Genomic DNA, 24,692 nt, shown 5'->3' on the forward strand with positions numbered 1-24,692 from the left:
AATTGGCTTTAGCCAAAATTTAACAAAGAAGTAATAATTAAATTAAATAACAATCACATAAAAAGAAAAATAATGAACCAGAAAACAATGAATTCGATATTTTTAAAAAAGAAAACAGCGTTGATGGCTACTGTTGCCCTATTATCTTTTGTCAACGTTTCCGCACAGACTTTTTCAGACTTTTCCTATCGTGGAAATGATAAAATATACACAAACAATCCACTGAAAGAGAACGAATTTTATTCGCCAATTCTTCAGGGATGTTATCCGGATCCGAGTATTACCAGAAAAGGAGACGATTATTATCTTGTAAATTCTTCATTTTCAATGTTTCCGGGTGTTCCGATTTTTACGTCTAAAGATTTGGTTAACTGGAAACAAGTTGGTCACGTTCTGGACAGACCTTCTCAGCTTAAAGTAGAAAAAGGCGGTGTTTCTCAGGGAATCTACGCTCCGGATATCAAATACAACAAATTCAACGACACTTTTTATATGATTACCACACAGATTGCTGGTGGAATCGGGAATATGGTCGTAAAAACAAAAGACCCTGCAAAAGGCTGGAGTGAAGTGCAAAAACTGAATTTTGATGGAATTGATCCTGCAATTTTCTTTGATGATGACGGTAAAGCATACATCGTTCACAATGATGCACCACCAAAAGGAACAGAATTGTACAATGGTCACCGTGTCATCAAAATCTGGGATTACGATTTGGAAAAAGACCAGGTTGTGGCAGGTTCAGACAAAATTATAGTGAATGGAGGAGTCGATCTTTCTCAAAAACCAATCTGGATAGAAGGTCCGCACATTTACAAAAAGAACGGAAAGTATTATCTGATGTGTGCAGAAGGCGGAACTGGCGGTAATCACAGCGAAGTAATCTTTATGGCTGATTCTCCAAAAGGTCCGTTTGTTCCTGCTCAGAATAATCCTATTTTAACGCAAAGATATTTCCCGAAAGACAGAAAAGATAAAGTAGATTGGGCTGGTCACGCCGATTTGGTTGAAACTCCTGATGGAAAATATTTCGGAGTATTTCTGGCGATTCGTCCAAACGAAAAAGGACGTGTGAATCACGGAAGAGAAACTTTCATTCTTCCCGTAGACTGGAGTGGAAAGTACCCTGTTTTTGAAAACGGACTGGTTCCGATGAAGCCAAAATTAAAATTACCGGAAGGCGTAAAAAATCAGACCGGACAAAACGGATTTTTCCCGAACGGAAACTTCACGTACAACGATAAACTGATAGATAAAAATCTTGATTTCCGATGGATTGCGATGCGTGGACCTCGTGAAAACTTCATCACGGCTACGAAAAATGGCGTAAAAGTGAATCCAATGGAAACGAATATCAAAGCTTTGGCTCCGGTTTCTGCATTATTCCACAGACTACAGCACGAAGATTTTGAAACTTCCGTAACGCTTGATTATAAACCAAAATCTGAAAAAGAATTAGCCGGAATTACTTGTTACCAAAGCGAACGATTCAATTACGTTTTCGGGATTACAAAAAAGGATAAAGATTTCTACATCGTTTTGGAAAGAACCGAAAAAGGAGAATCGAAACTGATTGCCAGTGAAAAAATTTCACTTTCAAAAACCATCAAATTGCAGGTAGTTGGTGAAAAAGATGAGCATCAATTTAATTATTCTCTGGATGGCAAAAACTTCAAAAACCTTGGAGGTCCGGTTTCCGGGGACATTCTTTCTACCGATGTTGCAGGAGGTTTCACAGGAAGTTTGATTGGTTTGTACAGCACGTTGTCTAACGATATTGTGCCGAATTAAATCAATAAAAACGGGCTTTAGCCCGTTCGATAAAAGGAAAACCAAATGGGCTTTAGCCAAAACCTAATAGAAAATGTAGACTTCGACAGGCTCAGCCTGACATATTTGAAATAAGACAGTTAGTATTAGCAGTGTCACACTGAGCTTGTCGAAGTGTTTTTCTTTTAAAATTGGATTAAAGAATTAAAATCAACCAACCAAAATAGTAAAGTTTTGAAAATTAAAAAATCGTTTTATATAGTTTCTTTTTTAGGGTTTATCGGGCTGAATCTCCTTTCGGCCCAGGTAAATCCTGCTCAGAAACAGCAGACGACGGCATTTACTAACCCTATCATTTGGGCAGATGTACCGGATTTGTCAGTCACCAGAAATGGCGATGATTTTTATCTGATAAGCACCACAATGCACCTGATGCCGGGAGCTCCGGTAATGCATTCCAAAGATCTGGTGCATTGGGAAATGTCAAGTTATGTTTTCAATACACTGAATGATAATTCCAAATATGATTTGCTTAATGGAACAGTTTACGGTCGCGGACAATGGGCATCTTCTATCCGCTATCACAAAGGGAAATATTACGTTTTGTTTTCTCCGAATGACGAGCCTTTCAAATCCTATTTCTATGTAACGGATAATCCAGAAAAAGGAAACTGGAAACTGATTACCAGAACGAGACATTTTCACGATGCTTCCTTACTTTTTGATGATGACGACAGGGTTTATGTTTTCACTTCCAATAAAGTTTTTGAATTAAGTTCCGATTTTAAAGAAGTCATCGGAAATCCTGAAGGAACTGTAGTTTTTGAAAAAGATTCTTCGGAAACCGGACTTTTGGAAGGCAATCAGATCATTAAAAGAAACGGAAAATATTATATGATGATGATTTCCTGGCCAAGAGGTGGAAAACGCCGTCAGGAAGTCTACAGAGCTGATAAAGTGACCGGACCTTACGAAAAGAAAATCATTTTGGAAGACAATTTCCTCGGATTTTCTTATGCAGGACAAGGTGCTTTGATTGATGATAAAAATGGTAACTGGTATTCTTTGATTTTTCAGGATAGAGGAGGCGTTGGAAGAGTTCCGATTCTGATTCCTGTACAATGGGAAAATGACTGGCCGGTTTTGGGAGATAATGGCAAGATTCCTTTAAATGGCGAGGTTCCGCTTCCTCCGTTTAAACCCAAAAATAATATCGTAGAAAGTGATGAATTTTCAGATAAAAAACTAAAAATCCAATGGCAATGGAACCATAATCCTGTGAATGAAGCCTGGTCTTTATCCGACAGAAAAGGATTTATGAGACTGAAAACCAATAGAATTGTTGATAATATTTATTTGGCTCCAAATACATTGACGCAAAGAATGACCGGTCCGAAATCAAGTGCCGTTGTTGCCTTAGATTTGAAAGGAATGAAAGACGGTGATGTTGCAGGTTTGAGTGCTTTCAACGGAGATTCGGGGATTTTGTCTGTGGTAAAAGAAGGCAATCAGAAATTTTTGACTTTTTCTACCAATGAAGTCAGTTTAGATAATAAAACAAAAGCTATTCTTGATGTTAAAAAAGAAGAAAAGAAGCGAATCCCTTTAACTTCGGATAAGATTTATCTTCGTATTGAAGCTGATTTTAACCTTGGAAAAGACCTGGCAGATTTTTCTTACAGCACCGACCAGAAAAACTGGACAGTTATGGAAAAAGGCTATAAAATGATTTTCGATTACAGAAGATTATTTATGGGTTCAAAATTTGCGATTTTCAATTATGCCACAAAAAGTACAGGAGGGTTTGTAGATGTTGATTTTTTCCGAATAACGGATTCTTCAACCATAAAATAAAACTTTTAGATTAATAATAAAAGAAAGAAAAAATTAGTTCCGTTGGATATTATTTTTTTATCCCAATCAATAAGTGTAAAAAATACAAATAAAAAATTTATGAAATCGCCATTATTTAGGACACGTAAAATACTAATGAAAATGTTGCGATTGCATATGACTTTAAAAAACAATATATAATTACATATGAATAAATCAGTTGTATTAGCTTTAGGTTTTATCTTGTCAGGAATGTTTATTTCTGCACAAACCTTTGATAAACAGGCACCGCAAGGTTTTGATGTTGAAAAGAAAGAAATTCCCCATGGGAAAATTGATACCGTGACCTATGAGTCAAAAACGGTAGGAACTCAAAGAAAAGCTTTGATATATACACCGCCAGGCTTCAAAAAAGGCAATAAATATCCTGTTTTGTACTTGCTTCACGGCATTGGTGGCGACGAAAAAGAGTGGTTTAAAAACGGAACACCTCATATTATTTTAGATAATCTTTATGCACAAGGAAAGCTCCAGCCAATGATTGTAGTATTGCCCAACGGAAGAGCCATGAAAGATGATCGTGCAACGGGAGATATTTGGGCAAAAGATAAGGTGGAAGCTTTTACAACCTTCGAAAAAGATTTGCTGAATGACCTTATTCCTTTCATCGAAAAAAAATATCCTGCTAAAAAGGACAGAGAAAACCGTGCGATTGCCGGACTGTCAATGGGTGGCGGACAAACACTGAATTTCGGATTGGGCAATATCGATAAATTCGCATGGGTTGGTGGATTTTCATCTGCGCCAAATACAAAAGAACCTCAAGAATTACTTCCAAATCCTGCCAAAGCCAACGAATTGAAACTACTTTGGATTTCGTGTGGAGATCAGGACCGATTGATGCCTTTCAGCAAAAGAACAAGCGATTATCTCACAGAAAATAACATCCCACATATTTTTTATGTCGAGCCGGGCGGTCACGATTTCAAAGTATGGAAAAATGATTTGTATATTTTTTCGCAGTTGTTGTTTAAACCTGTTGACAAAAGTAAATTTTCTGAGTTTATCATCATGTCCAATCAGTAAAGAACTAATCTAAAATCAAAAGTTATGAAGGAAAAGATTTTAAAGTACAGTCTGAATATCGGATTACTGGTAACAGGATTATCGCTGTCTGCTCAAAATCCCATCATTCAGACCAAATTCACGGCCGATCCTGCACCATTGGTTTACAAGGACACCGTTTTTCTTTACACCAGTCACGACGAAGATGATGCTTTCGGATTTAAAATGAAAGACTGGCTGTTGTACACTTCAACCGATATGGTCAACTGGACCGACCACGGTGTTGTAGCTTCATTAAAGGATTTCAAATGGACAGACCCTGAAAATGGAGCGTGGGCACCTCAGGTTATCGAAAGAAACGGCAAGTTTTATATGTATTGCCCGATGCCCGGACAAAGAGGAATCGGCGTTTTGGTGGCAGACAGTCCGTATGGTCCTTTCAAAGACCCTATCGGAAAACCGCTTGTGAAAAATTCAAGTGATGATATTGATCCGACTGTTCTGATTGATGATGACGGACAGGCTTATCTGTACTGGGGAAATCCAAACTTATGGTACGTGAAGCTGAATGAAGATATGATTTCTGTTGATGGACCAATTGTAAAAGACTCATCAATTGCTAAAGTCAAAGGTTCTCCCGACCCATTCCATTATCAGGAAGGTCCGTGGGCTTGGAAACGAAACGGGAATTATTATATGGCTTATGCCTCAACCTGTTGTCCTGAAGGAATTGGTTACGCAATGGGCAAATCGGCGACCGGTCCGTGGGAATTCAAGGGAATGATTATGGACAGCGACAAACGTTCCAACGGAAATCATCCCGGAATCATCGATTACAAAGGTAAATCTTATGTTTTCGGGTTCAATTACAATCTGGGAAAACAAACAATAAGTAAACATTACGAACGCCGTTCCATCTGTGTGAGCGAAATGATTTACAATACAGATGGTACGATTCAAAAATTACCTTTTTGGAATCCTGAAGGTGTAAAAAGAATAGCAACACTGAATCCATATGAAAAAGTTGAAGCGGAAACTATCGCCTATAGTGAAGGTTTAAAAACAGAAAAAATGACCGAATGGGAAAGAAACAATCCTTATGACACCGGCAAAAAAATTACTGACCGTCTCGTAGTTTCATCTGTCAACAATGGAGACTACATAAAAGTTCAGGGCGTTGATTTTTCCAAAGGAACCAAATTCCTGGAAGTATCGGTTGCATCAATGAATGGCGGAACTATAGAAATCCATACCGATGCGGTGAACGGACCAATATTAAGAACTGTTCAGGTAACCGGAAAAGCGGAAGGCGACATTTTTAAAACTATAAAATCCCCAATGAAAAATATAAAAGGTGTTCACGATTTGTATTTCGTATTCAAAGGAAGCAAAGACCTTTTCTACTTTGATTGGTGGAAATTCAGTGCAAATTAAAATCAAATTTTTAAAGCCGAATTGCTATGAAAGTGAAAAAAAATACCCTAAAAACAATAATAAATGGTCTGATGATTTGCTATGGAGGAATTTTTTCTGCACAAAATCCCATTATTCAGACTGCCTATACAGCCGACCCTGCTCCGATGGTTTTCAATGACCGTTTATATGTTTACACCAGTCACGATGAAGATGATTCTACCTGGTTCACAATGAACGACTGGAAGCTGTTTTCCACCAATGATATGGTAAACTGGACTGATCACGGCATCATATTATCTTACAAAGATTTCGATTGGGCAAAAAGAGATGCTTGGGCTGCACAATGTATCGAAAGAAATGGCAAGTTTTTTATGTATGTGCCAATGATTTCCAAAACCAATAACAAAGGAGCAATTGGTGTTGCAGTTGCCGACAGTCCGTTCGGACCGTTTCACGATCCGTTAGGAAAACCGCTGGTTCAGAGTGAATGGGGAGATATTGATCCTACGGTGTTCATTGATGATGACGGTCAGGCGCATCTCTATTGGGGAAATCCAAAGCTTAAATATGTAAAGCTTAATGAAAATATGATTTCCTATTCCGGCGATATTGTTGAGGTTCCGATGACTGAAGAATCGTTCGGCAAAAGAGAAGGAAATCCAGAAAGACCTACCCAATACGAAGAAGGTCCGTGGCTATACAAACGTAAAGATTTATATTATCTGTTTTGGCCAGGAGGTCCGTTGCCAGAATTCATAGGATATTCGACCAGTAAAAACGCTCAAGGTCCGTGGAAATACGGCGGAATCATTATGCCAGCCGAAGGAAAATCGTTTACCAACCATCCCGGCGTGATTGATTTCAAAGAGAAAACCTATTTTTTCTATCACAATGGTGCTTTGCCAGGCGGTAGCGGTTTTACAAGATCCGTAAGTGTGGATGAACTTAATTTCAACAAAGACGGTTCTATTTCACCTTTCAAAATGACCAATGGTATTATGAAAGCTATTGCAACCGTTAATCCTTACGCATTCAATCAGGCTGAAATGATTTCCTGGTCGGAAAATGTAAAATCTTATCAAAATAAAGTTGCCGGAGTTTTCATCAAAGCAAAGAAAAATGGTGCTTACTCAAGCGTAAAAAATGTGGATTTTGGAAAAGAAGGTGCTCAATCTTTTTCCGCAAGGGTAGGAACAACCCATAACGGCGATGTAACGATGGAAGTTCGATTAGATGGTTTGGCAGGACAAATCGTTGGAACAATAAAAGTTCCATTGACGGGAGGAGACGATCGTTTTGAGACCGTTAAAATCAATTTATCAAACAAAATTACAGGAATCCACAATCTGTATTTTGTATTTAAGGGAAAAGCAGAAAAAGACATTATGTTTTTCGATTACTGGATGTTTTCAAAATAAATCAGAATGAAAAAATTTACACTCATATTTCTACCGTTAATAATTTTCTGCCTTTTATCAGAAGTTAAAGCACAAGTTGCTGAAATCTCAAGTCCCGATGGTAAGCTGAAGCTGAATATATTTTCAGAAGAAGGAAAAGCATTGTACTCTGTAAGTTTTCAAGGGAAATCAATGCTTGAAAAATCTCCGTTAGGTTTAATTACGAACGAATCGGATTTTTCTAAAAATTTAAAGTTCATCAACAGCAAAAAAGATTTCGTTTCCAAAAAATACAGTAACGAGAAAATAAAAAAATCTGAAGTTGAATACAAAGCCAACACTTTGACGGTCAATTTTACCAATGCAGACCAGTTCAATATGGAGATTGAATTTCAGGTAAGTGATAACAATATCGCATTTCGATACGATATCCCTGCAATGAAAGACCGTTTTAGTTGTGTGGTTCTGTCGGAAGTAACAAGTTTTAAATTTCCATCGCAAACAACCACTTTTCTGTCGCCAATGATGAAGCCGATGACAGGTTTTGCACGAACAGCACCAAGCTACGAAAGTGGCTACAAAGCCGATGCAGAATTAGGAACAAAAGCCGAATATGGTTATGTTTTTCCGGGACTTTTTCATATCGGAAACGATGGCTGGATTTTGCTTTCGGAAACTGGTGTTAGCAGTTTGTATTGTGCTTCGCATCTTGAAACCACTTCAGATAAAAATCTGTACAAGGTTGCCTATCCGAATATGGTGGAAAACAACGGTTTCGGGAGTTCCGGCGCTTCGCTTTCTCTGCCGGGAAAAACACCGTGGAGAACCATCACAGTTGCAGAAAACCTAAAACCAATCGTGGAAACTACCATTCCTTTTGATGTGGTAGAACCGCTTTATGAACCTTCACAAAAATATCAGTTCGGGAAATCTACCTGGAGCTGGATTCTATGGCAGGACAACAGTATGAATTATGATGACCAAAGTCTGTTTATAGATTTGGCATCAAAACTAGGTTATGAATTCATTTTGATCGATGCGCTTTGGGATAAAAATATTGGAAAAGAGAGAATGAAAGAACTCATCCAATATGCAAAGTCCAAAAATGTTGATGTAATGCTCTGGTATAATTCAAACGGAACCGCTAATGACGCACCAATGGGACCGAGAAACAAAATGAGCAGTTCAATCGAACGAAAAAAAGAAATGAAATGGCTGAAAGAAGCCGGTGTAAAAGGTCTCAAAGTCGATTTTTTTGGAGGAGACAAACAGGAAACGATGCGTCTCTATGAAGATATTTTGTCGGATGCCAATGATTTTGGTCTGATGATTATTTTTCACGGAACCACTTTGCCAAGAGGTTGGGAAGTGATGTACCCAAATTTTGCCGGAAGCGAAGCCGTTTTAGCTTCAGAAATGCTTTATTTTTCGGAGGACGTTCGTAAGCAGGAAGCATTTTTTGCCACCTTACATCCGTTTATCAGAAATACAGTGGGAAGTATGGAATTTGGCGGAACTTTTCTCAATAAATATTTAACCAAATCCAATACAGAAAAAAACAGAAGATTAACGACGGACGGATTTCAGTTAGCCACAGCCGTTCTTTTTCAGAATCCCATTCAGATGTTTGCGGTAATGCCCAATAACCTTACAGATGCGCCAAAATTCCAATTGGATTTTATGAAAGAAGTTCCCACACTTTGGGACGAGACGGTTTTCATCGATGGTTATCCTGGGAAATATTCGGTCATTGCGAGAAGACATCAGAACAAATGGTATGTTGCAGGAGTGAATGCAGAAAAAACGGCTAAAAAACTTACACTTAATCTTCCAATGTTGGTTGGCAAAAATGTGGAACTGATTAATGATTATAAATCTGGCATCACATTTACAAAACAGATTTCCATCAGTAAAAAAGGTATATACGAAATTGAAATTCAGCCGAATGGCGGATTTGTGTTGAAGAATTAATGCAGGAATAATTTGGACAGCTTTATCCGTCTTCCACTCCCGCTTTTTTGCTTGTCGTTCCTCCTCACAAAAAGAGCTCCGTTCAAGCCGGGCTGCGAGAGATTTGACACAATAAGACCCGAAGGGTTCAATATGAATAGCCATAGGTGCAACCTGTGGAAAACAATAATCAAAATAAACCTTGTAGGTTTTTAAAACCTATAAGGTTTCTATCCAATCAAAATAATAAAAATTATGAAAAGATTACCGATACTATTTCTCGTTGTACTATTGTTTGGTGCCTGTTATAATGTACAGGCAACCGAACGCTTTATTACCACAGAAAAAAGCAACGATGTCATTCTTCTGAAAGACAAATCAGTCAGGATTTCAATATTTACAAACGATAATATTGATGACGGAATATTAAGAGCCGTAAAAAACCTGCAGTCCGATTTTCAGAAAGTCACTGGTGAAAAGCCGAATATTCTGAATCAGATTTCCGGAATGAATTCTCCTTTAATTATCATCGGAACCGTCGGAACAAAATCTGTAGTCGATGATTTGATTAAACAAAAAAAAATCGATGGGAAAGCATTAACAGGGAAAACAGAAAAATACATCATCCAGAATATCAGCAATCCGTTTCCCGGAGTTTCCGAAGCCATTGTGATTGCAGGAAGCGACAAAAGAGGAACCATTTACGGAATTTATGAAGTTTCTCAGCAGATTGGAGTTTCCCCTTGGTATTTTTGGGCAGATGTTCCGGTAGAAAAGAAAGAAAATTTATATTTCAAAAAAGGAATGTATACTGATGGAGAACCTGCTGTAGAATACCGCGGAATTTTCCTGAATGATGAAGAACCTTCTCTTGGCGGTTGGGCAAGAGCCACTTTTGGTGGCATCAATTCTAAATTTTATGAAAAGGTTTTTGAACTGATCCTTCGCTTGAAAGGGAACTACCTGTGGCCTGCCATGTGGGGAAAAGCATTTTACGACGATGATGCTTTGAGCGGACCATTAGCCAACGAAATGGGTATCATAATGGGAACTTCTCACCACGAACCAATGGCGCAGGCTCAAACCGACTGGCACAGATATATCAAAAGAAATAACCTGCCGAATATCTGGGATTATTCTAAAAACTCCAAAATATTACAGGAATTCTGGAAAGCCGGACTTGTGAGAAGCAAAAACTGGGAAAAATTGGTCACAGTCGGAATGCGTGGCGACGGCGATGAAGCAATGGGAGAGGGAACCAATATTTCTTTACTCGAAAATATCGTAAAAGATCAACGCAAAATCATACAGAATGTTACAGGTAAAAATTCGAATAAAACGCCTCAGGTTTGGGCTTTGTATAAAGAAGTTCAGGATTATTATGATAAAGGGATGAGAGTTCCTGATGATGTGATTCTGCTGTTTTGTGACGACAACTGGGGCAACGTGAGAAAGCTTCCGGATCTTTCAAAACCTTTACATAAAGGCGGTTACGGAATGTATTACCATTTCGATTATGTAGGCGGACCAAGAAATTCCAAATGGATTAATATCAGTCCGATACAAAGAGTTTGGGAGCAGATGAATCTTTCGTACGAACACAAAGTTGATAAAGTTTGGGTCGTAAATGTGGGCGATTTAAAACCAATGGAATTCCCAATCAGTTTCTTCCTCGAAATGGCTTGGAATCCAAAACAATTCAATTCTAAAAATCTTTTAGAATACACTGAAAAATGGTCTGCACAGCAGTTTGGAGAAAAACATTCAAAGGAAATTGCCAGAATGATTAATCTTTACGCCAAATATAACCGCAGAGTAACTCCGGAAACTTTGGATAGTAAAACATTCAGCCTTGAAAATTACAATGAATTTGAAACAGTTTTGAATGACTACAGAGCTTTGGCGGTTGACGCATTGCGTTTGAAAGAGCAGATTCCGGCAGAATATCAGGATGCGTATTATCAGTTGGTTCTTTACCCTATCGATGCGTGCAGCAACTTATATGAAATGTACTACGCCGTGGCTAAAAATAAAGAACTGGCTGCCAAAAAAGATATTCAAGCGAATTTCTATGCTGATAAAGTGAAAGAGTGTTTTGAAAGAAACGCTTATTTAGATAATAAATATAATAATGAAATTGCCGGCGGAAAATGGACGCATATGATGGATCAGATGAAAATAGGATACAAAGCCTGGTTTGACGGAAAAGTAAATGTAATGCCTGAAGTAACTTATGTTTCCGAGGCAGAAGTACCGAAAGAGAAGGTGTTTGCAGAAAAAAATGGCTATGTTTCTATCGAAGCGGAAAATTTTGTGAGAATGAATAATTCAGACAGGATTCATTGGGAAGTCATTCCTGATTTTGGGAAAACTAAATCCGGCGTCACGACTTTTCCGCAAAATGCCTATCCGAAAGCTGGTGAAAACATCTATCTGGAATATGATATTAATTTCGAATCCAAAGGAGAATTTGAAGTTCAGCTTCTTTTAGCTCCGACTTTAAATTACAATCACAATAAAGGATTACGATACGAAATTTCTTTTGATGGTGGAACTTCGCAAGTCATCAATTTCAATGGTCATTACAAAGGCGAATTGGGAAGATGGCAGTCAGAGCACATCATTAAATCAATTACAAAACATCAGATTTCGCAACCTGGGAAACATACATTGAGATTCAGGGTGCTGGAGCCGGGAATTGTTTTAGAGAAAATACTTATTGATACAGGAAGCCTTAAACCAAGCTACCTGGGAGCTCCTCAAAGTGATTATTCAGGAAAATAAATGAAGAGGGTATTGTTGAAAATTGATGATGGTGAATTTTATGAAGGGATAATTTTCAGAGAGAAGCTGAAATAACTGCTTAACGATTATCATAAATCTAGTTCATTATACACTTTTAACATCACAATTAACAACTTATTACTATGAAAAAAATCTTCAAATTTATACTTGTAATGATTACAGGTATTGCAATTTCAGTACAGCTGAATGCACAAAATATTCAGGCAAAAGTAAAAATTGATAAGAATATTACTTATCAGAACATTACAGGATTCGGAGGTTTCGTCTGCAGTCCCCAGTTTGCTTACAATCACATGACTACCGCAGAAATTCAGAAACTCTGGGGAACCGGTGCTACAGATGCAGGTTACAATATGCTGAGGCTGTATATTCCGGAAGACAGTTCGAACTGGCCACAAGTGTTGGCCACTGCACAGTTAGCAAAATCAATGGGATTGATTGTATTTGCAAGTCCTTGGACAATGCCTGCAGCATGGAAAACCAATAATCACGTTAACGCAGTATACACAGATACGAACGGAGTACAGCAGATTGGTTATTTGAAACCTGCAAATTACCAGGATTATGCTCTTCATCTCAACAATTTCGTGACTTATCTGGCTGCCAATGGAGTTACACTCGATTATATTTCTATACAGAATGAACCTGATGAAATGGCACAGTATCAGGGATGTATCTGGACACCAACGCAGATTGCTACTTTCGTTAAAGATTATGGACATTTGATCAACTGTAACGTTATTGCTCCGGAAAGTGTCGGTTTTACGGATAATTTCGCAAATGCTTTTTTAAGTCCTGCAGTAATGGCTAATTTTGAAGTGTATGGAGCTCATCAGTATGGCTCTACGCAGTCGGTATACAAGCAATTTCAAAATCATAATAAACAAATCTGGCAAACAGAATATCTCATCAACTGGAATTCCAATACCAATGTGCCTGCAAGAGACTTTAATTGGTCGATTGACGGTTTCACTTTTGCAAGAAGCGTAAATAATGCTATGCTTGGTAATATCAATGCATGGGTTCACTACGCATCAAAAAGATACTACGGAATGATGGGTGATGGTACAAATGGCACTGTGGCGGGTGAGATGACAAAAAGAGGATATATTTTATCCCAATATGCTAAAAATACCATAGGCAAAACAAGAATTGATGCAAAATGGGAAACCTCAGGCGGAACTTTAGAAGGTTCTTCTTATATTTCGCTGGACGGCAGCCAGATTACCCTTGTTGTTATCAATTCTTCTTCCAACACATATGATCTTAAAGTTGATCTTCCATTCTTTACGACTTCAGGAGTACAGACCACCACGTCACAATCCTTGAATATGGCGTCATCATCCTTCTCTTTCAGTACGGCAAGTTTCCGTCCGACGGTTCAGGTGAGCCCTTCCAGTGTAATGACTTTTGCTTTTAATAAAAGTGGCGACAGACCGGTATCATTAATGACAGGCGGCGATGTTCATTATAATAAAATTGAAGCTCAAATCTCGACTAATTCGGCATTTGGTACTGATTACCAGTTGAGCGGAAAAACGGTTACCTTCTATAACTCCACTCCATTGATAAGTTCATATACAGATGCTGGCAGCGGATATTTAAATCTTGACGACCGTTACAACAAGTTAATTTTTAATGTATTAAATTATACAACAAGCAACTTGCCGACTTCATCCAATACCACATTATATTACGTTGATGCCAACGGAACGGTAAGAAACCATAATTATGGCAGTGTAGCATTTCCTGCTCCGGGTTCCGGAAGCTTTAATCTGGTATTTGATATTTCCAGAACAGTTCTTCCGTATGGCTGCAAAGGAATCATAGGGCTTCGAAGCGGAAACTACAGTTCAATTCTTACCCTGACGTTGGGTGATGTTTATTTCAATGTAGGAAACGAAAGAGCATCTAAGTTTGAAGCAGCATACGCATCGACTGATAGTAATCTTATGGATGCCTTAGAAAATGAATATTATACTTCATTAGATTTTAGAAATGTGACTGGAATTAATTCAACATCAAGCTGGATCAGTGCCTCTCAAAACATAAACAGTTTATTCTATGTTAATAGTTCTGTAAGCAATACCAACACAAACGTGGTGTCAGGAAATCTCTGCAATACACTTACTCTTTCAGACCAGGGCAAGGACTTTCAGGTTCCGTTTAATTTCACAGCAAATTCCGCAACATATACAAGAACTTTCAACGGGTACGGAATCGTTCTTTTACCTTTTCAGTCAGCTATTCCTTCGGGAGTTACGGCGTATATGATACAGCCGGGCTCAGGAAGTGTGGAATGCACACCTATTTCCAATGGAGTGATTCCTGCCAATGTTCCTGTATTGATCAACGCTACAGGAAGCAAAACATTCACGGGATCAGGCGCTGTATCTACACCAAAAGCAATTACGGTCAACCAGATAAATGGTGTTTATCAGTCTATAAAAGTAGCTGCGGGAGGATATGTACTGAAAACAGAAAACGGAGTGACAGGTTTTTATAAAGTAACGGCGGGTAATGAGCCCGTAATCAGTTCTTTCCAGGGATATCTTACTGAAAACAATACCTATACGAATAATTTTCTTCCATTGAGCTTTGCTACACTTAAAGTACATAATGTAACAGAAATGAAAGATGATATTGTCTTGTATCCAAATCCGGCTAAAAATGAAATTTTTGTTGATTGGAAGCTTTCTGACGCAGTATATTCAATTAGTGATGCAAAAGGAAGTACAGTTTCTTATAACACAAAACTGGCCAGTGGCAAAAACAGAATTGATATCTCAAAGCTTCCTTCAGGAGTATATTTTATTGAAATTTCCGGTTCAGGAAAAAACATCAAAAATAAGTTTATAAAACAATAATCTTGATCAAGCCTAAGTACAATATGCTTTTTAATAAAGTTACCGGTTCATTTCCGGTGACTTTTTTTCTTTATAGTTTATAATTAAGTGTAATATATACATTTATTATGAAATAGAATCTTATATTTGTATTTGTTGCATTGTAAAGCAATATTCAGTGATAATATTTTATGTGTTTCAATAAAAAAACTGCTTTAAATCAATCATATGAACAAAATGTTATTAACCATATCAATAGTAGTCTGTACTTTTGGTTTTGCCCAGAATTATAAATACCCGTTTCGGAATCCCAGTCTTCCGGTTGAACAAAGAATTGAAAACCTCCTAGGATTGCTAACAGTGGATGAAAAAATCGGAATGATGATGGATAATTCCAAAGCTGTTCCCCGGCTGGAAATCCCGGCTTACGGTTGGTGGAACGAGGCGCTTCACGGTGTTGCCAGAGCAGGAACGGCTACTGTTTTCCCACAGGCAATCGGTATGGCAGCAACCTGGGATGTTTCAGAGCATTTCAAAACTTTTGAAATGATTTCTGACGAAGCCAGGGCAAAATACAATAGATCTTTCGATGAAGCTCATAAAACCGGACGTTATGAAGGTCTTACATTCTGGACTCCAAACATCAATATTTTCAGAGATCCAAGATGGGGAAGAGGTCAGGAAACTTACGGAGAAGATCCTTATTTAACTTCCGTTCTTGGTGTTGCTGCTGTAAAAGGTCTGCAGGGAAATGATCCTAAATACTTTAAAACCCATGCCTGTGCCAAGCATTTTGCCGTTCACAGCGGTCCGGAATGGAACCGGCATTCCTATAATGCCGAAATTTCCAAAAGAGATCTGTATGAGACTTATCTTCCGGCTTTCAAAGCTCTGGTTTTGGAAGGTAATGTAAGAGAAGTGATGTGTGCTTATAATGCATTTGACGGTCAGCCTTGCTGCGCCAACAATACTTTGCTTAATGAAATTCTTCGTGGCAAATGGAAATACGACGGGATGGTGGTTTCAGACTGTTGGGCTTTGGCAGATTTCTATCAGGAAAAATACCACGGAACACATCCTGACGAAAAAACAACTGCAGCAGATGCATTAAAGCACTCTACAGATCTGGAATGCGGAGATACGTACAATAATCTTAATAAATCCCTGGCAAGCGGATTGATCACCGAAAAAGATCTCGACATTTCGATGCGCAGAATCCTGAAAGGCTGGTTTGAGCTGGGAATGCTTGATCCTAAATCTTCTGTTCACTGGAACAATATTCCTTATTCTGCGGTAGATTCTAAAGAACACAAAGAACAGGCATTGAAAATGGCTCAAAGGTCTATTGTGCTAATGAAAAATGAGAAAAATGCCCTGCCTTTAAATAAAAATATTAAAAAAATTGCTGTTGTAGGTCCCAATGCCGATGACGGAATTATGCAGCTGGGAAATTACAACGGAACACCTTCTTCAACGGTAACGATTTTAGACGGAATTAAAGCTAAATTTCCAAATGCAGAAATCATTTACGAAAAAGGGAGTGAGGTAGCAGACCCATCATCCAGAACATCTCTTTACCAGAATTTTGTAAGTCAGAAAAACGGTGAAAAAGGAATGAAGGTTGAGTTTTTTAATAATAATGAATTAAAAGAAAAACCGGTTAATATTTCCGTTAATAAAACAGGAATTACCTACAATAGTTTTGGCGGAACCCAGCTTGCTCCGGGAGTTGCCAGAGAAAATACTTCAGCAAGAATATCAGGTATTTTTAAGAGCAGTTATTCCGGCGAAGTGATATTCTCTGCGGCAACATCAGATATTTACACACTTTTTGTTGACGGCAAAGAAATCGCTACCAGAAAAGGTCCCGATGCAAGACATCCTTCGGAATTTCCTGTGAAAATGGAGAAAGGGAAAGAGTATCAGATAGAACTACGTCACAGCCAGAAAGGGAAATACGTAAGCATTGCCTTTGAAGTGTACCGAAAAGATCCCGTAAATTTTTCATCGGTAAGAGAAAAAGTGAAAGATGCCGACGTCATTATCTTCGCAGGCGGACTTTCCCCAAGTCTGGAAGGAGAAGAAATGTTGGTAAGCGCAGAAGGCTTCAAAGGCGGTGATAAAACTTCAATTGAGCTTCCGAAAGTTCAGCGTCAACTGCTGACAGAATTAAGAAAAACAGGAAAACCTGTGGTTTTTGTACTCTGTACAGGAAGTGCCCTTGGTTTGCAGCAGGACGAAAAAAATTATGACGCATTGCTGAATGCCTGGTACGGCGGTCAATCCAGCGGAACTGCCGTGGCCGATGTTTTAGCTGGAGATTACAATCCTTCCGGAAGATTACCGATTACTTTTTACAAAAATCTTGAGCAATTGGATAATGCACTTTCGACAACAAGCAAGCATCAGGGTTTTGAGAATTATGATATGAAAGGAAGAACCTATCGCTATATGACCGAAGATCCTTTGTATGCATTTGGTCACGGTTTGAGCTACTCAAAATTTACTTATGGCAATGCAAAATTGAGTAAAAGTAGCATCAATCCTAATGAGAATATTACGATAACCTTTCCGGTTACCAATATTTCAGAAAGAGATGGGGAAGAAGTGGTGCAGGTGTATGTGAAAAGAAATAATGATCCTTTAGCGCCCGTAAAGACCTTGAGAGCTTTCGAAAGAGTTTTAATCAAATCAAAAGAAACAAAAAATATCCAGTTAAATATCTCTGAAGAATCTTTTAAATTTTATGATGAAAAAGCAGATGACTTAGTTACAAAATCAGGAGATTATACCATTTTCTACGGAGGAACTTCAAAAAACTCAGATTTAAAAAGTATCCGGTTGAAAGTCAAGTAAACTATTCTCAATGTAGGAAACCTTATAGGTTTTTAAAACCTATAAGGTTTATCAATAAATAGAAGAATAATACATTCAATTAAAAGTTCACGATTATAAATGCTACACTGACTGTAGTCGAAGTGTTTATCTGGACAATCAAAAATAGTATCAATGAAAACAAAAAATAAAATCTTCACCATTCTTCTCACAAGTTGCGTTGCATTTTCATCAGCGCAAAACTCAAAATTTACTTTAGATCTTGATGGAACTCCTACCAACATTAAAATCCAGCCGACAATGTATGGGATTTTCTTTGAAGATATCAATTTTGCAGCCGATGGAGGCATTTATGCCGAGCTTATTAAAAACCGAAGCTTTGAGTTTGATGAGCCTTTAACGGGTTGGAAGCAGCAAAATACGCAAACCCTTTCGCATAATCTGGATTCCGGGTTTTTGACCATTTATTCGGATCATTCCAAAACCAATAAAAACTACGCTCGAATTACCGTTCATAATGATAAAAAGTACATCTTGGAAAATGAAGGTTTTCGGGGAATCGGACTTCATAAAGATGCCAAATATGATTTCAGTTTCGATCTGGAAAATGTATCTGGAAATATTTCTGCCATCAATGTAAGCCTGGTTGACAAAAATGGAGCCGTAATTTCTACAGTTCCGGTAATCATCAAAGGAAAAGGCTGGCAAAAATATGCCACTGTTTTTTTGCCAACAAGAACGGTTGAAAAAGCAAAACTGCAAATAACTTTTACCGGGAACGGAATCATTAATATGGATATGATTTCTCTTTTCCCGCAAGATACTTGGAAGGGAAGAAAGGGTGGTTTACGCAAAGATCTAGTTCAGAAATTATACGATTTGCAACCCGGATTTTTACGTTTTCCCGGAGGTTGTATTGTGGAAGGCAGAACACTTGCCGAAAGATATCAATGGAAAAAAACATTGGGCAATGTGGCAGACAGAGAATATCTCATCAACAAATGGAGCTCAGGGTTTGCACACCGTCTTGCTCCCGATTATTATCAGTCATTTGGATTAGGTTTTTATGAATATTTCCAGCTTTCCGAAGATTTGGGAGCAGAACCTTTACCGATTTTAAGTTGTGGAATGGCTTGCCAGTTCAACACAGGCGAATTGGTTCATCTGGAAGAATTAAATCCTTTCGTTCAGGACGCTTTAGATTTAATTGAATTTGCTAATGGAAACGAAAGTACAAAATGGGGTAAAATTCGTACTGAAATGGGACATCCGAAGCCATTCAATATGAAATATATCGGCGTTGGGAATGAACAATGGGGAGAAGATTACATCGAACGTTACAAAATTTTTGAAAAAGCCATTCACGCTAAATATCCGGACATCCAAATCATTTCAGGAAGCGGACCGTCGCCTGACGGTGAATTTTTCGATTACGGCTGGAAAGAACTCAAAAAACTCAATGCGCAGATTGTTGATGAGCATTATTATAATTCACCCGAATGGTTTACAAAAAATGCCGCACGCTATGATGCTTACGATCGTTCCGGACCAAAAGTGTTTGCCGGAGAATATGCCGCACAGTCGGTTGGAGTAGTAAAACCCGATAACAAAAACAATTGGCAGACTGCATTGTCGGAAGCCGCTTTTATGACAGGATTGGAAAGAAACGCAGATGTGGTAACAATGACTTCTTATGCACCGCTTTTTGCCCACGCAGACGGTTGGCAATGGACACCGGATTTAATTTGGTTTAACAATTTACAATCTTATGCAACTCCCAATTATTATGTTCAAAAGTTATTTTCGAATAATAGAGGAACTGATTTACTGAAGATTTACCACAATAAAACCCCGGTCAGCGGCCAGGACAAACTCTATGCAACGGCAGTAAAAGACAGTGAAAAAAATGAAGTAATCATCAAAATTGTTAATACCGATTCTCAGAAAAAGTTAATGGAAATTAATCCTAAAAATATAAAACTGGGACAAAAAGTGACGAAAACAGTCTTAGCAGCTGATGCACTTTCTGCAGAGAATGATTTTAAAACAGAAAATATACAGCCTGTTGAAGATAATTCTGTCATTAAAAAAGGAGCATTTTCAATGGGAATTCCTGCCCATTCACTGGTTGTTTTAAAAATTAAATAAGCCTCAGATACGAACACGAAAGGAAAAATAAAATTAAGTGTACTTTATACATTTATTTAAAATAGAATCTTATATTTGTGTTATTTCAAGAATAGAAATGTAATGGATTTATTAAGACTTAATTAAAAATGATTCTTTTTAATCATCAAATTAAACATAAGCTTAAATATTTAGCATTAGCAATCTCGCCCCTAAGCTTGTCGCAGGGTGTATCAAAATATTATTAAAACTTAATTCATTATAAAAATGAAGAAATATGTTATAGGGCTGGATTATGGGACAGATTCCGTTCGTGCTGTACTGATTGATACAGAAAATGGAGCCGAACTAGCCACATCCGTGAGCTATTATCAAAGATGGAAACAGGGAAAATTCTGTCAGCCTGAAAAAAATCAGTTTCGCCAACATCCTTCAGATCACATTGAAGGTCTGCAACAAACTATTTCTGATGTAGTAAGAGAAAGTGGAGTGGCGGCAGAAACCATTGTGAGCATCTGTATAGATACCACAGGCTCATCGCCAATTCCTGTGAACAGAGACGGAATAGCATTGTCTTTAACTCCCGGATTTGAAGAAAATCCCAATGCAATGATGGTGCTGTGGAAAGATCACACTTCCATTAACGAAGCCGAAGAAATTAATCATTTGGCAAGGAACTGGGGCGGCGAAGATTATACCAAATTTGAAGGCGGAATCTATTCCTCCGAATGGTTTTGGGCAAAAATTCTGCACATCAACAGACAAGATGAAGAAGTAAAAAATTCCGCTTACAGCTGGATGGAACATTGCGATTATATCACATTTCTCCTTTCCGATCATCAGGATTTAAAAGCATTCAAAAGAAGCCGTTGTGCGGCCGGGCATAAAGCAATGTGGCACGAATCATGGGGCGGGCTGCCGTCAAAAGAGTTTCTCAGTTTGCTAGATCCATCTTTGGCTGAACTTCGTGACAGATTGTACGATAAAACTTACACTTCCGATGAGGTTGCAGGAAATCTGAATCAGGAATGGGCGACAAAATTAGGTTTAACACCCAACACTGTGATTACCGTAGGAACTTTCGACGCCCATTCCGGAGCAGTCGGTGCAAAAGTGGAAGAAAATACGCTCATCCGAATTATGGGAACCTCTACCTGCGATATTATGGTCGCGTCTAACGAAGTTATCCAGGAGAAAACTGTCAAAGGAATCTGCGGACAGGTAAACGGTTCCGTGATTCCGGGCTTAATTGGTCTTGAAGCCGGTCAGTCTGCATTTGGTGATGTATTGGCGTGGTACAAGAATATTCTGACTTGGCCTGTTCACAATATTCTGATGAATTCCAATGCGATTGACGACAATCAAAAACAATTGTTAAAAGAAGAAATAGAAAATAATCTTATCCGAAATCTGACTTTGGAGGCAGAAAAAATTCCTCTTTCAGAGGCCATTCCTATTGCCTTGGACTGGATCAACGGGAGAAGAACGCCAGATGCCAATCAGGAGCTCAAAGCTGCGATCAGCAATCTTTCGCTCGGTACAAAAGCCCCACATATTTTCAAAGCGTTGGTGAATGCCATTTGTTTCGGTTCCAAAAAAATAGTCGACCGTTTTGAAGAAGAAGGCGTAAAAATCAATAAAGTCATAGGAATCGGCGGTGTTGCCAGAAAATCCCCGTTTATTATGCAGACATTGGCAAACGTCCTGAATATGCCGATCGTTGTGGCTGCATCTGATCAGGCTCCGGCATTGGGAGCAGCAATTTATGCGGCAGTTTCGGCAGGCATTTACCCGAATGTTCAGGAAGCAAGCAGGAAAATGGGCTCAGATTTCGAAGCTGAGTATTTTCCTCAGGCAGATCAGGTGGAAAAATATGCAGAATTGATGAATCAATATCAGATTCTCGCCGACTTTACAGAAAATAATACCCAATCAAAAAAGAAGCAAATCGTTGAAAGTTTATAGTTGACAGCAATTTTCAGATTTAGGAGCTCCGTAGGAGCGAACTGTTAATAGCCGATCATAATGTCAATAGAGCATTAAGCCTCATAGAGGCGGCCTGCTAATAGATTAAGAACCAACAACCTTTACCAGTTATTTTTTATGGCAGCTTTATCCGTCTTCCGCTCCCAATCTTTTTTGCCAATGCTTTTCCATCAGCAAAAAAGGATTTCCGCTCAAGCCGGGCTGCATGAAAATCGAGGAACGAGATTCATCGGTTCATATAAAAAAAGAGATAATTGAACTGGTCAGCCTTGTCAAGGTTCAAAACCTTGACAAGGCTGACGGAAATCAATAAGAACCTGCTTTAGGCAAAGCAGAGACCTGTAATTTTTAAATTATTTAATCTTTTAATCATTTAATAAAAAAAATGAGCATATATAAAGAACTCCAGAGAGAATGTTACGAAGCCAATATGCAGTTGGATGCCTTAAAGCTGGTCGTTTACACCTTCGGAAACGTAAGTGCCGTCGACCGTGAAAAAGGAATCTTTGCCATCAAACCGAGCGGCGTTCCCTACGAACTTTTAAAACCGGAAGACATTGTGATTTTAGATTACGATGCCAATGTGGTTGAAGGAAACCTAAGACCCTCTTCCGACACCAAAACCCACGCTTACCTTTACAAAAACTGGGAAAACATTGGCGGAATTTCCCATACACACGCTATTTATTCGGTGGCTTGGGCACAGGCTCAAATGGATATTCCGATTTTCGGAACCACACATGCAGACCATTTAACGGCAGATATTCCCTGTGCACCGCCAATGCGGGATGACTTAATCGAAGGAAATTACGAATACAATACCGGAATTCAGATCCTCGATTGCTTTAAAGAAAAAGAACTGTCTTACGAAGAAGTGGAAATGGTGCTCATCGGAAATCACGGACCGTTCACCTGGGGGAAAAACGCAGATAAAGCCGTCTACAACAGCAAAGTTCTGGAAACGATTGCAGAAATGGCGTATCGCACAAGACAAATTAACCCGGAGGCGCCACGCCTGAAAGATGCTCTCATCAAAAAACATTACGAACGCAAACACGGCAAAAATGCCTACTACGGACAGTAAATAGCTGTTAGCTTTTGGCGATTAGCAATTCGCTTAAAAAATCAATCATCAATTATAATTTATCATTTATAAAATATGTTAACACCTCTCAATACAAAAGAAATCTGGTTCATCACCGGAAGTCAGCATTTATACGGACCTGAAACCTTGGCTCAGGTTGCCGAACATTCACAGAAAATTGTTGAAGCACTTAATATTTCTTCATCAATTCCGGTAAAAGTTGTTTTAAAACCAACTGTAAAAACCACGGAAGAAATCTTTGAAACCCTTACGGCCGCCAATTTTGCAAAAGATTGTATCGGTATCGTAACCTGGATGCACACGTTTTCTCCTGCAAAAATGTGGATTCGCGGATTGACGGCTTTGCAAAAACCAATGCTGCATTTGCATACGCAGTTCAATCAGGATATTCCGTGGTCTACGATGGATATGGATTTTATGAACCTGAATCAGGCAGCACACGGCGACCGGGAATTCGGATTTATGGTAAGCCGTCTTCGCAAAAACCGAAAAGTAGTTGTCGGACATTGGGCTGAAGAAAGAGTTCAGAAACAAATCGGAGACTGGAGCCGTGTTGCAGCAGGGTGGGACGATTGGCAGGGAGCAAAATTTGCACGTTTTGGAGACAATATGAGATATGTTGCCGTGACGGATGGTGATAAAGTTGAAGCAGAAACAAAATTTGGATTTTCGGTAAACACTTGGGGAATCGGTGATTTGGTAAGCGTTGTTAATTCTATTGGCGATGGCGAAATTAAAACTTTGATGGAAGAATACGAAGCCTCTTACAAAATGGCAGAATCTCTTCTTTCAGGCGGAAGCCATAGAAAATCACTTGAAGCCGCTGCAAGAATAGAATTAGGTTTAGAAAAATTCCTGAAAGATGGAAGTTTCAAAGGTTTCTCAGATACTTTTGAAGACCTTCACGGTTTGGAACAACTTCCCGGAATTGCCGTTCAGAGACTAATGGAAAAAGGTTACGGTTTTGCAGGAGAAGGCGACTGGAAAACCGCAGCTTTGGTTCGTGCAATGAAAACAATGGGACAAGGTCTGGAAGGCGGAAATGCCTTTATGGAAGATTATACCTATCATTTGAATCCTTCAAATCCTTCCGTTTTGGGCTCTCATATGCTGGAAGTTGATCCTGTTTTGGCGGTTGACAAACCTTCTTGTGAAATTCATCCGTTGGGAATTGGCGGCAAGGCAGATCCTGTACGTCTGGTTTTCAATTCAAGAGGGAATATTGATTCTCTGAACGCCGCTTTAATGGATTTTGGAAATCATTTCAGACTCTTAATCAACAAAACAAAGGCATTGGAGATCACAGAGGAATTACCAAAACTTCCTGTGGCAAGAGTCCTTTGGAAACCGCTTCCTGATTTGTTCACCGCAGCAGAAGCCTGGATTTTGGGAGGTGGAGCACATCATACGTGCTATAGTGAAAATATCAGTGCTGAACAGCTGGAAGATTTTGCAGAAATTGCAGGCATTGAGTCATTAGTTATTGATGAAAATACAAAAATCCGTGATTTTAAGAACAATCTTCGCTGGAATGAAATTTATTATCGTTAATCTTGC

Annotated in this window: 13 protein-coding genes; all 13 read left to right on the forward strand. The window is 38.7% G+C overall.

The features are described from left to right. The first annotated feature begins 87 nt into the window (after positions 1–87). Positions 88–1,791, forward strand: coding sequence for a glycoside hydrolase family 43 protein (locus DRF60_RS08015; RefSeq protein WP_394337448.1), 1,704 nt, complete (start codon positions 88–90; stop codon positions 1,789–1,791). Positions 1,792–2,004: 213 nt separating this feature from the next. Further along, positions 2,005–3,624: a glycoside hydrolase family 43 protein gene (locus DRF60_RS08020; RefSeq protein WP_116011573.1), complete on the forward strand. Its 1,620-nt coding sequence runs from the start codon at positions 2,005–2,007 to the stop codon at positions 3,622–3,624. A gap of 186 nt (positions 3,625–3,810) precedes the next feature. Beyond that, positions 3,811–4,689, forward strand: a complete 879-nt coding sequence (locus DRF60_RS08025) for an alpha/beta hydrolase (protein WP_116011574.1) — start codon at positions 3,811–3,813, stop codon at positions 4,687–4,689. Between the two features lie 24 nt (positions 4,690–4,713). After that, complete coding sequence (locus tag DRF60_RS08030) at positions 4,714–6,102, forward strand: glycoside hydrolase family 43 protein (protein WP_116011575.1); 1,389 nt, start codon at positions 4,714–4,716, stop codon at positions 6,100–6,102. A gap of 26 nt (positions 6,103–6,128) precedes the next feature. Continuing rightward, the gene (locus tag DRF60_RS08035) at positions 6,129–7,502 is read left to right on the forward strand and encodes a glycoside hydrolase family 43 protein (protein WP_238640099.1); all 1,374 of its coding nucleotides are present in this window, start codon (positions 6,129–6,131) and stop codon (positions 7,500–7,502) included. A gap of 6 nt (positions 7,503–7,508) precedes the next feature. After that, on the forward strand, positions 7,509–9,452 hold the full coding sequence (locus DRF60_RS08040) for a glycoside hydrolase family 97 protein (protein WP_116011576.1): 1,944 nt from the start codon (positions 7,509–7,511) through the stop codon (positions 9,450–9,452). Between the two features lie 234 nt (positions 9,453–9,686). Beyond that, positions 9,687–12,215, forward strand: a complete 2,529-nt coding sequence (locus DRF60_RS08045) for a glycosyl hydrolase 115 family protein (RefSeq protein WP_116011577.1) — start codon at positions 9,687–9,689, stop codon at positions 12,213–12,215. Between the two features lie 143 nt (positions 12,216–12,358). After that, positions 12,359–15,103 carry a T9SS type A sorting domain-containing protein gene (locus tag DRF60_RS08050; protein WP_238640101.1) on the forward strand — a complete coding sequence of 915 codons (2,745 nt, stop codon included), beginning with the start codon at positions 12,359–12,361 and terminating at the stop codon, positions 15,101–15,103. A 207-nt stretch (positions 15,104–15,310) separates the two neighbouring features. Next, positions 15,311–17,938 (forward strand): glycoside hydrolase family 3 C-terminal domain-containing protein, encoded by a 2,628-nt coding sequence (locus DRF60_RS08055; protein WP_116011578.1) that lies wholly within the window; start codon positions 15,311–15,313, stop codon positions 17,936–17,938. 153 nt (positions 17,939–18,091) lie between these two features. Beyond that, on the forward strand, positions 18,092–20,065 hold the full coding sequence (locus tag DRF60_RS08060) for an alpha-L-arabinofuranosidase C-terminal domain-containing protein (protein ID WP_116011579.1): 1,974 nt from the start codon (positions 18,092–18,094) through the stop codon (positions 20,063–20,065). A 246-nt stretch (positions 20,066–20,311) separates the two neighbouring features. Beyond that, complete coding sequence (locus DRF60_RS08065) at positions 20,312–22,009, forward strand: ribulokinase (protein ID WP_116011580.1); 1,698 nt, start codon at positions 20,312–20,314, stop codon at positions 22,007–22,009. A gap of 406 nt (positions 22,010–22,415) precedes the next feature. Continuing rightward, the gene (locus DRF60_RS08070) at positions 22,416–23,114 is read left to right on the forward strand and encodes an L-ribulose-5-phosphate 4-epimerase (RefSeq protein WP_116011581.1); all 699 of its coding nucleotides are present in this window, start codon (positions 22,416–22,418) and stop codon (positions 23,112–23,114) included. 75 nt (positions 23,115–23,189) lie between these two features. After that, complete coding sequence (gene araA / locus DRF60_RS08075; protein WP_116011582.1) at positions 23,190–24,686, forward strand: L-arabinose isomerase; 1,497 nt, start codon at positions 23,190–23,192, stop codon at positions 24,684–24,686. Positions 24,687–24,692: the final 6 nt, after the last annotated feature.

The sequence above is a fragment of the Chryseobacterium elymi genome (genome assembly GCF_003385495.1).
Taxonomy (GTDB): Bacteria; Bacteroidota; Bacteroidia; order Flavobacteriales; family Weeksellaceae; genus Chryseobacterium; species Chryseobacterium elymi.

Coding starts and splice junctions, on each gene's coding strand:
- DRF60_RS08015 (WP_394337448.1), top strand. CDS start 88: ATGAATTCGATATTTTTAAAAAAGAAAACAGCGTTGATGGCTACTGTT.
- DRF60_RS08025 (WP_116011574.1), top strand. CDS start 3,811: ATGAATAAATCAGTTGTATTAGCTTTAGGTTTTATCTTGTCAGGAATG.
- DRF60_RS08030 (WP_116011575.1), top strand. CDS start 4,714: ATGAAGGAAAAGATTTTAAAGTACAGTCTGAATATCGGATTACTGGTA.
- DRF60_RS08035 (WP_238640099.1), top strand. CDS start 6,129: ATGAAAGTGAAAAAAAATACCCTAAAAACAATAATAAATGGTCTGATG.
- DRF60_RS08040 (WP_116011576.1), top strand. CDS start 7,509: ATGAAAAAATTTACACTCATATTTCTACCGTTAATAATTTTCTGCCTT.
- DRF60_RS08045 (WP_116011577.1), top strand. CDS start 9,687: ATGAAAAGATTACCGATACTATTTCTCGTTGTACTATTGTTTGGTGCC.
- DRF60_RS08050 (WP_238640101.1), top strand. CDS start 12,359: ATGAAAAAAATCTTCAAATTTATACTTGTAATGATTACAGGTATTGCA.
- DRF60_RS08055 (WP_116011578.1), top strand. CDS start 15,311: ATGAACAAAATGTTATTAACCATATCAATAGTAGTCTGTACTTTTGGT.
- DRF60_RS08060 (WP_116011579.1), top strand. CDS start 18,092: ATGAAAACAAAAAATAAAATCTTCACCATTCTTCTCACAAGTTGCGTT.
- DRF60_RS08065 (WP_116011580.1), top strand. CDS start 20,312: ATGAAGAAATATGTTATAGGGCTGGATTATGGGACAGATTCCGTTCGT.
- DRF60_RS08070 (WP_116011581.1), top strand. CDS start 22,416: ATGAGCATATATAAAGAACTCCAGAGAGAATGTTACGAAGCCAATATG.
- araA (WP_116011582.1), top strand. CDS start 23,190: ATGTTAACACCTCTCAATACAAAAGAAATCTGGTTCATCACCGGAAGT.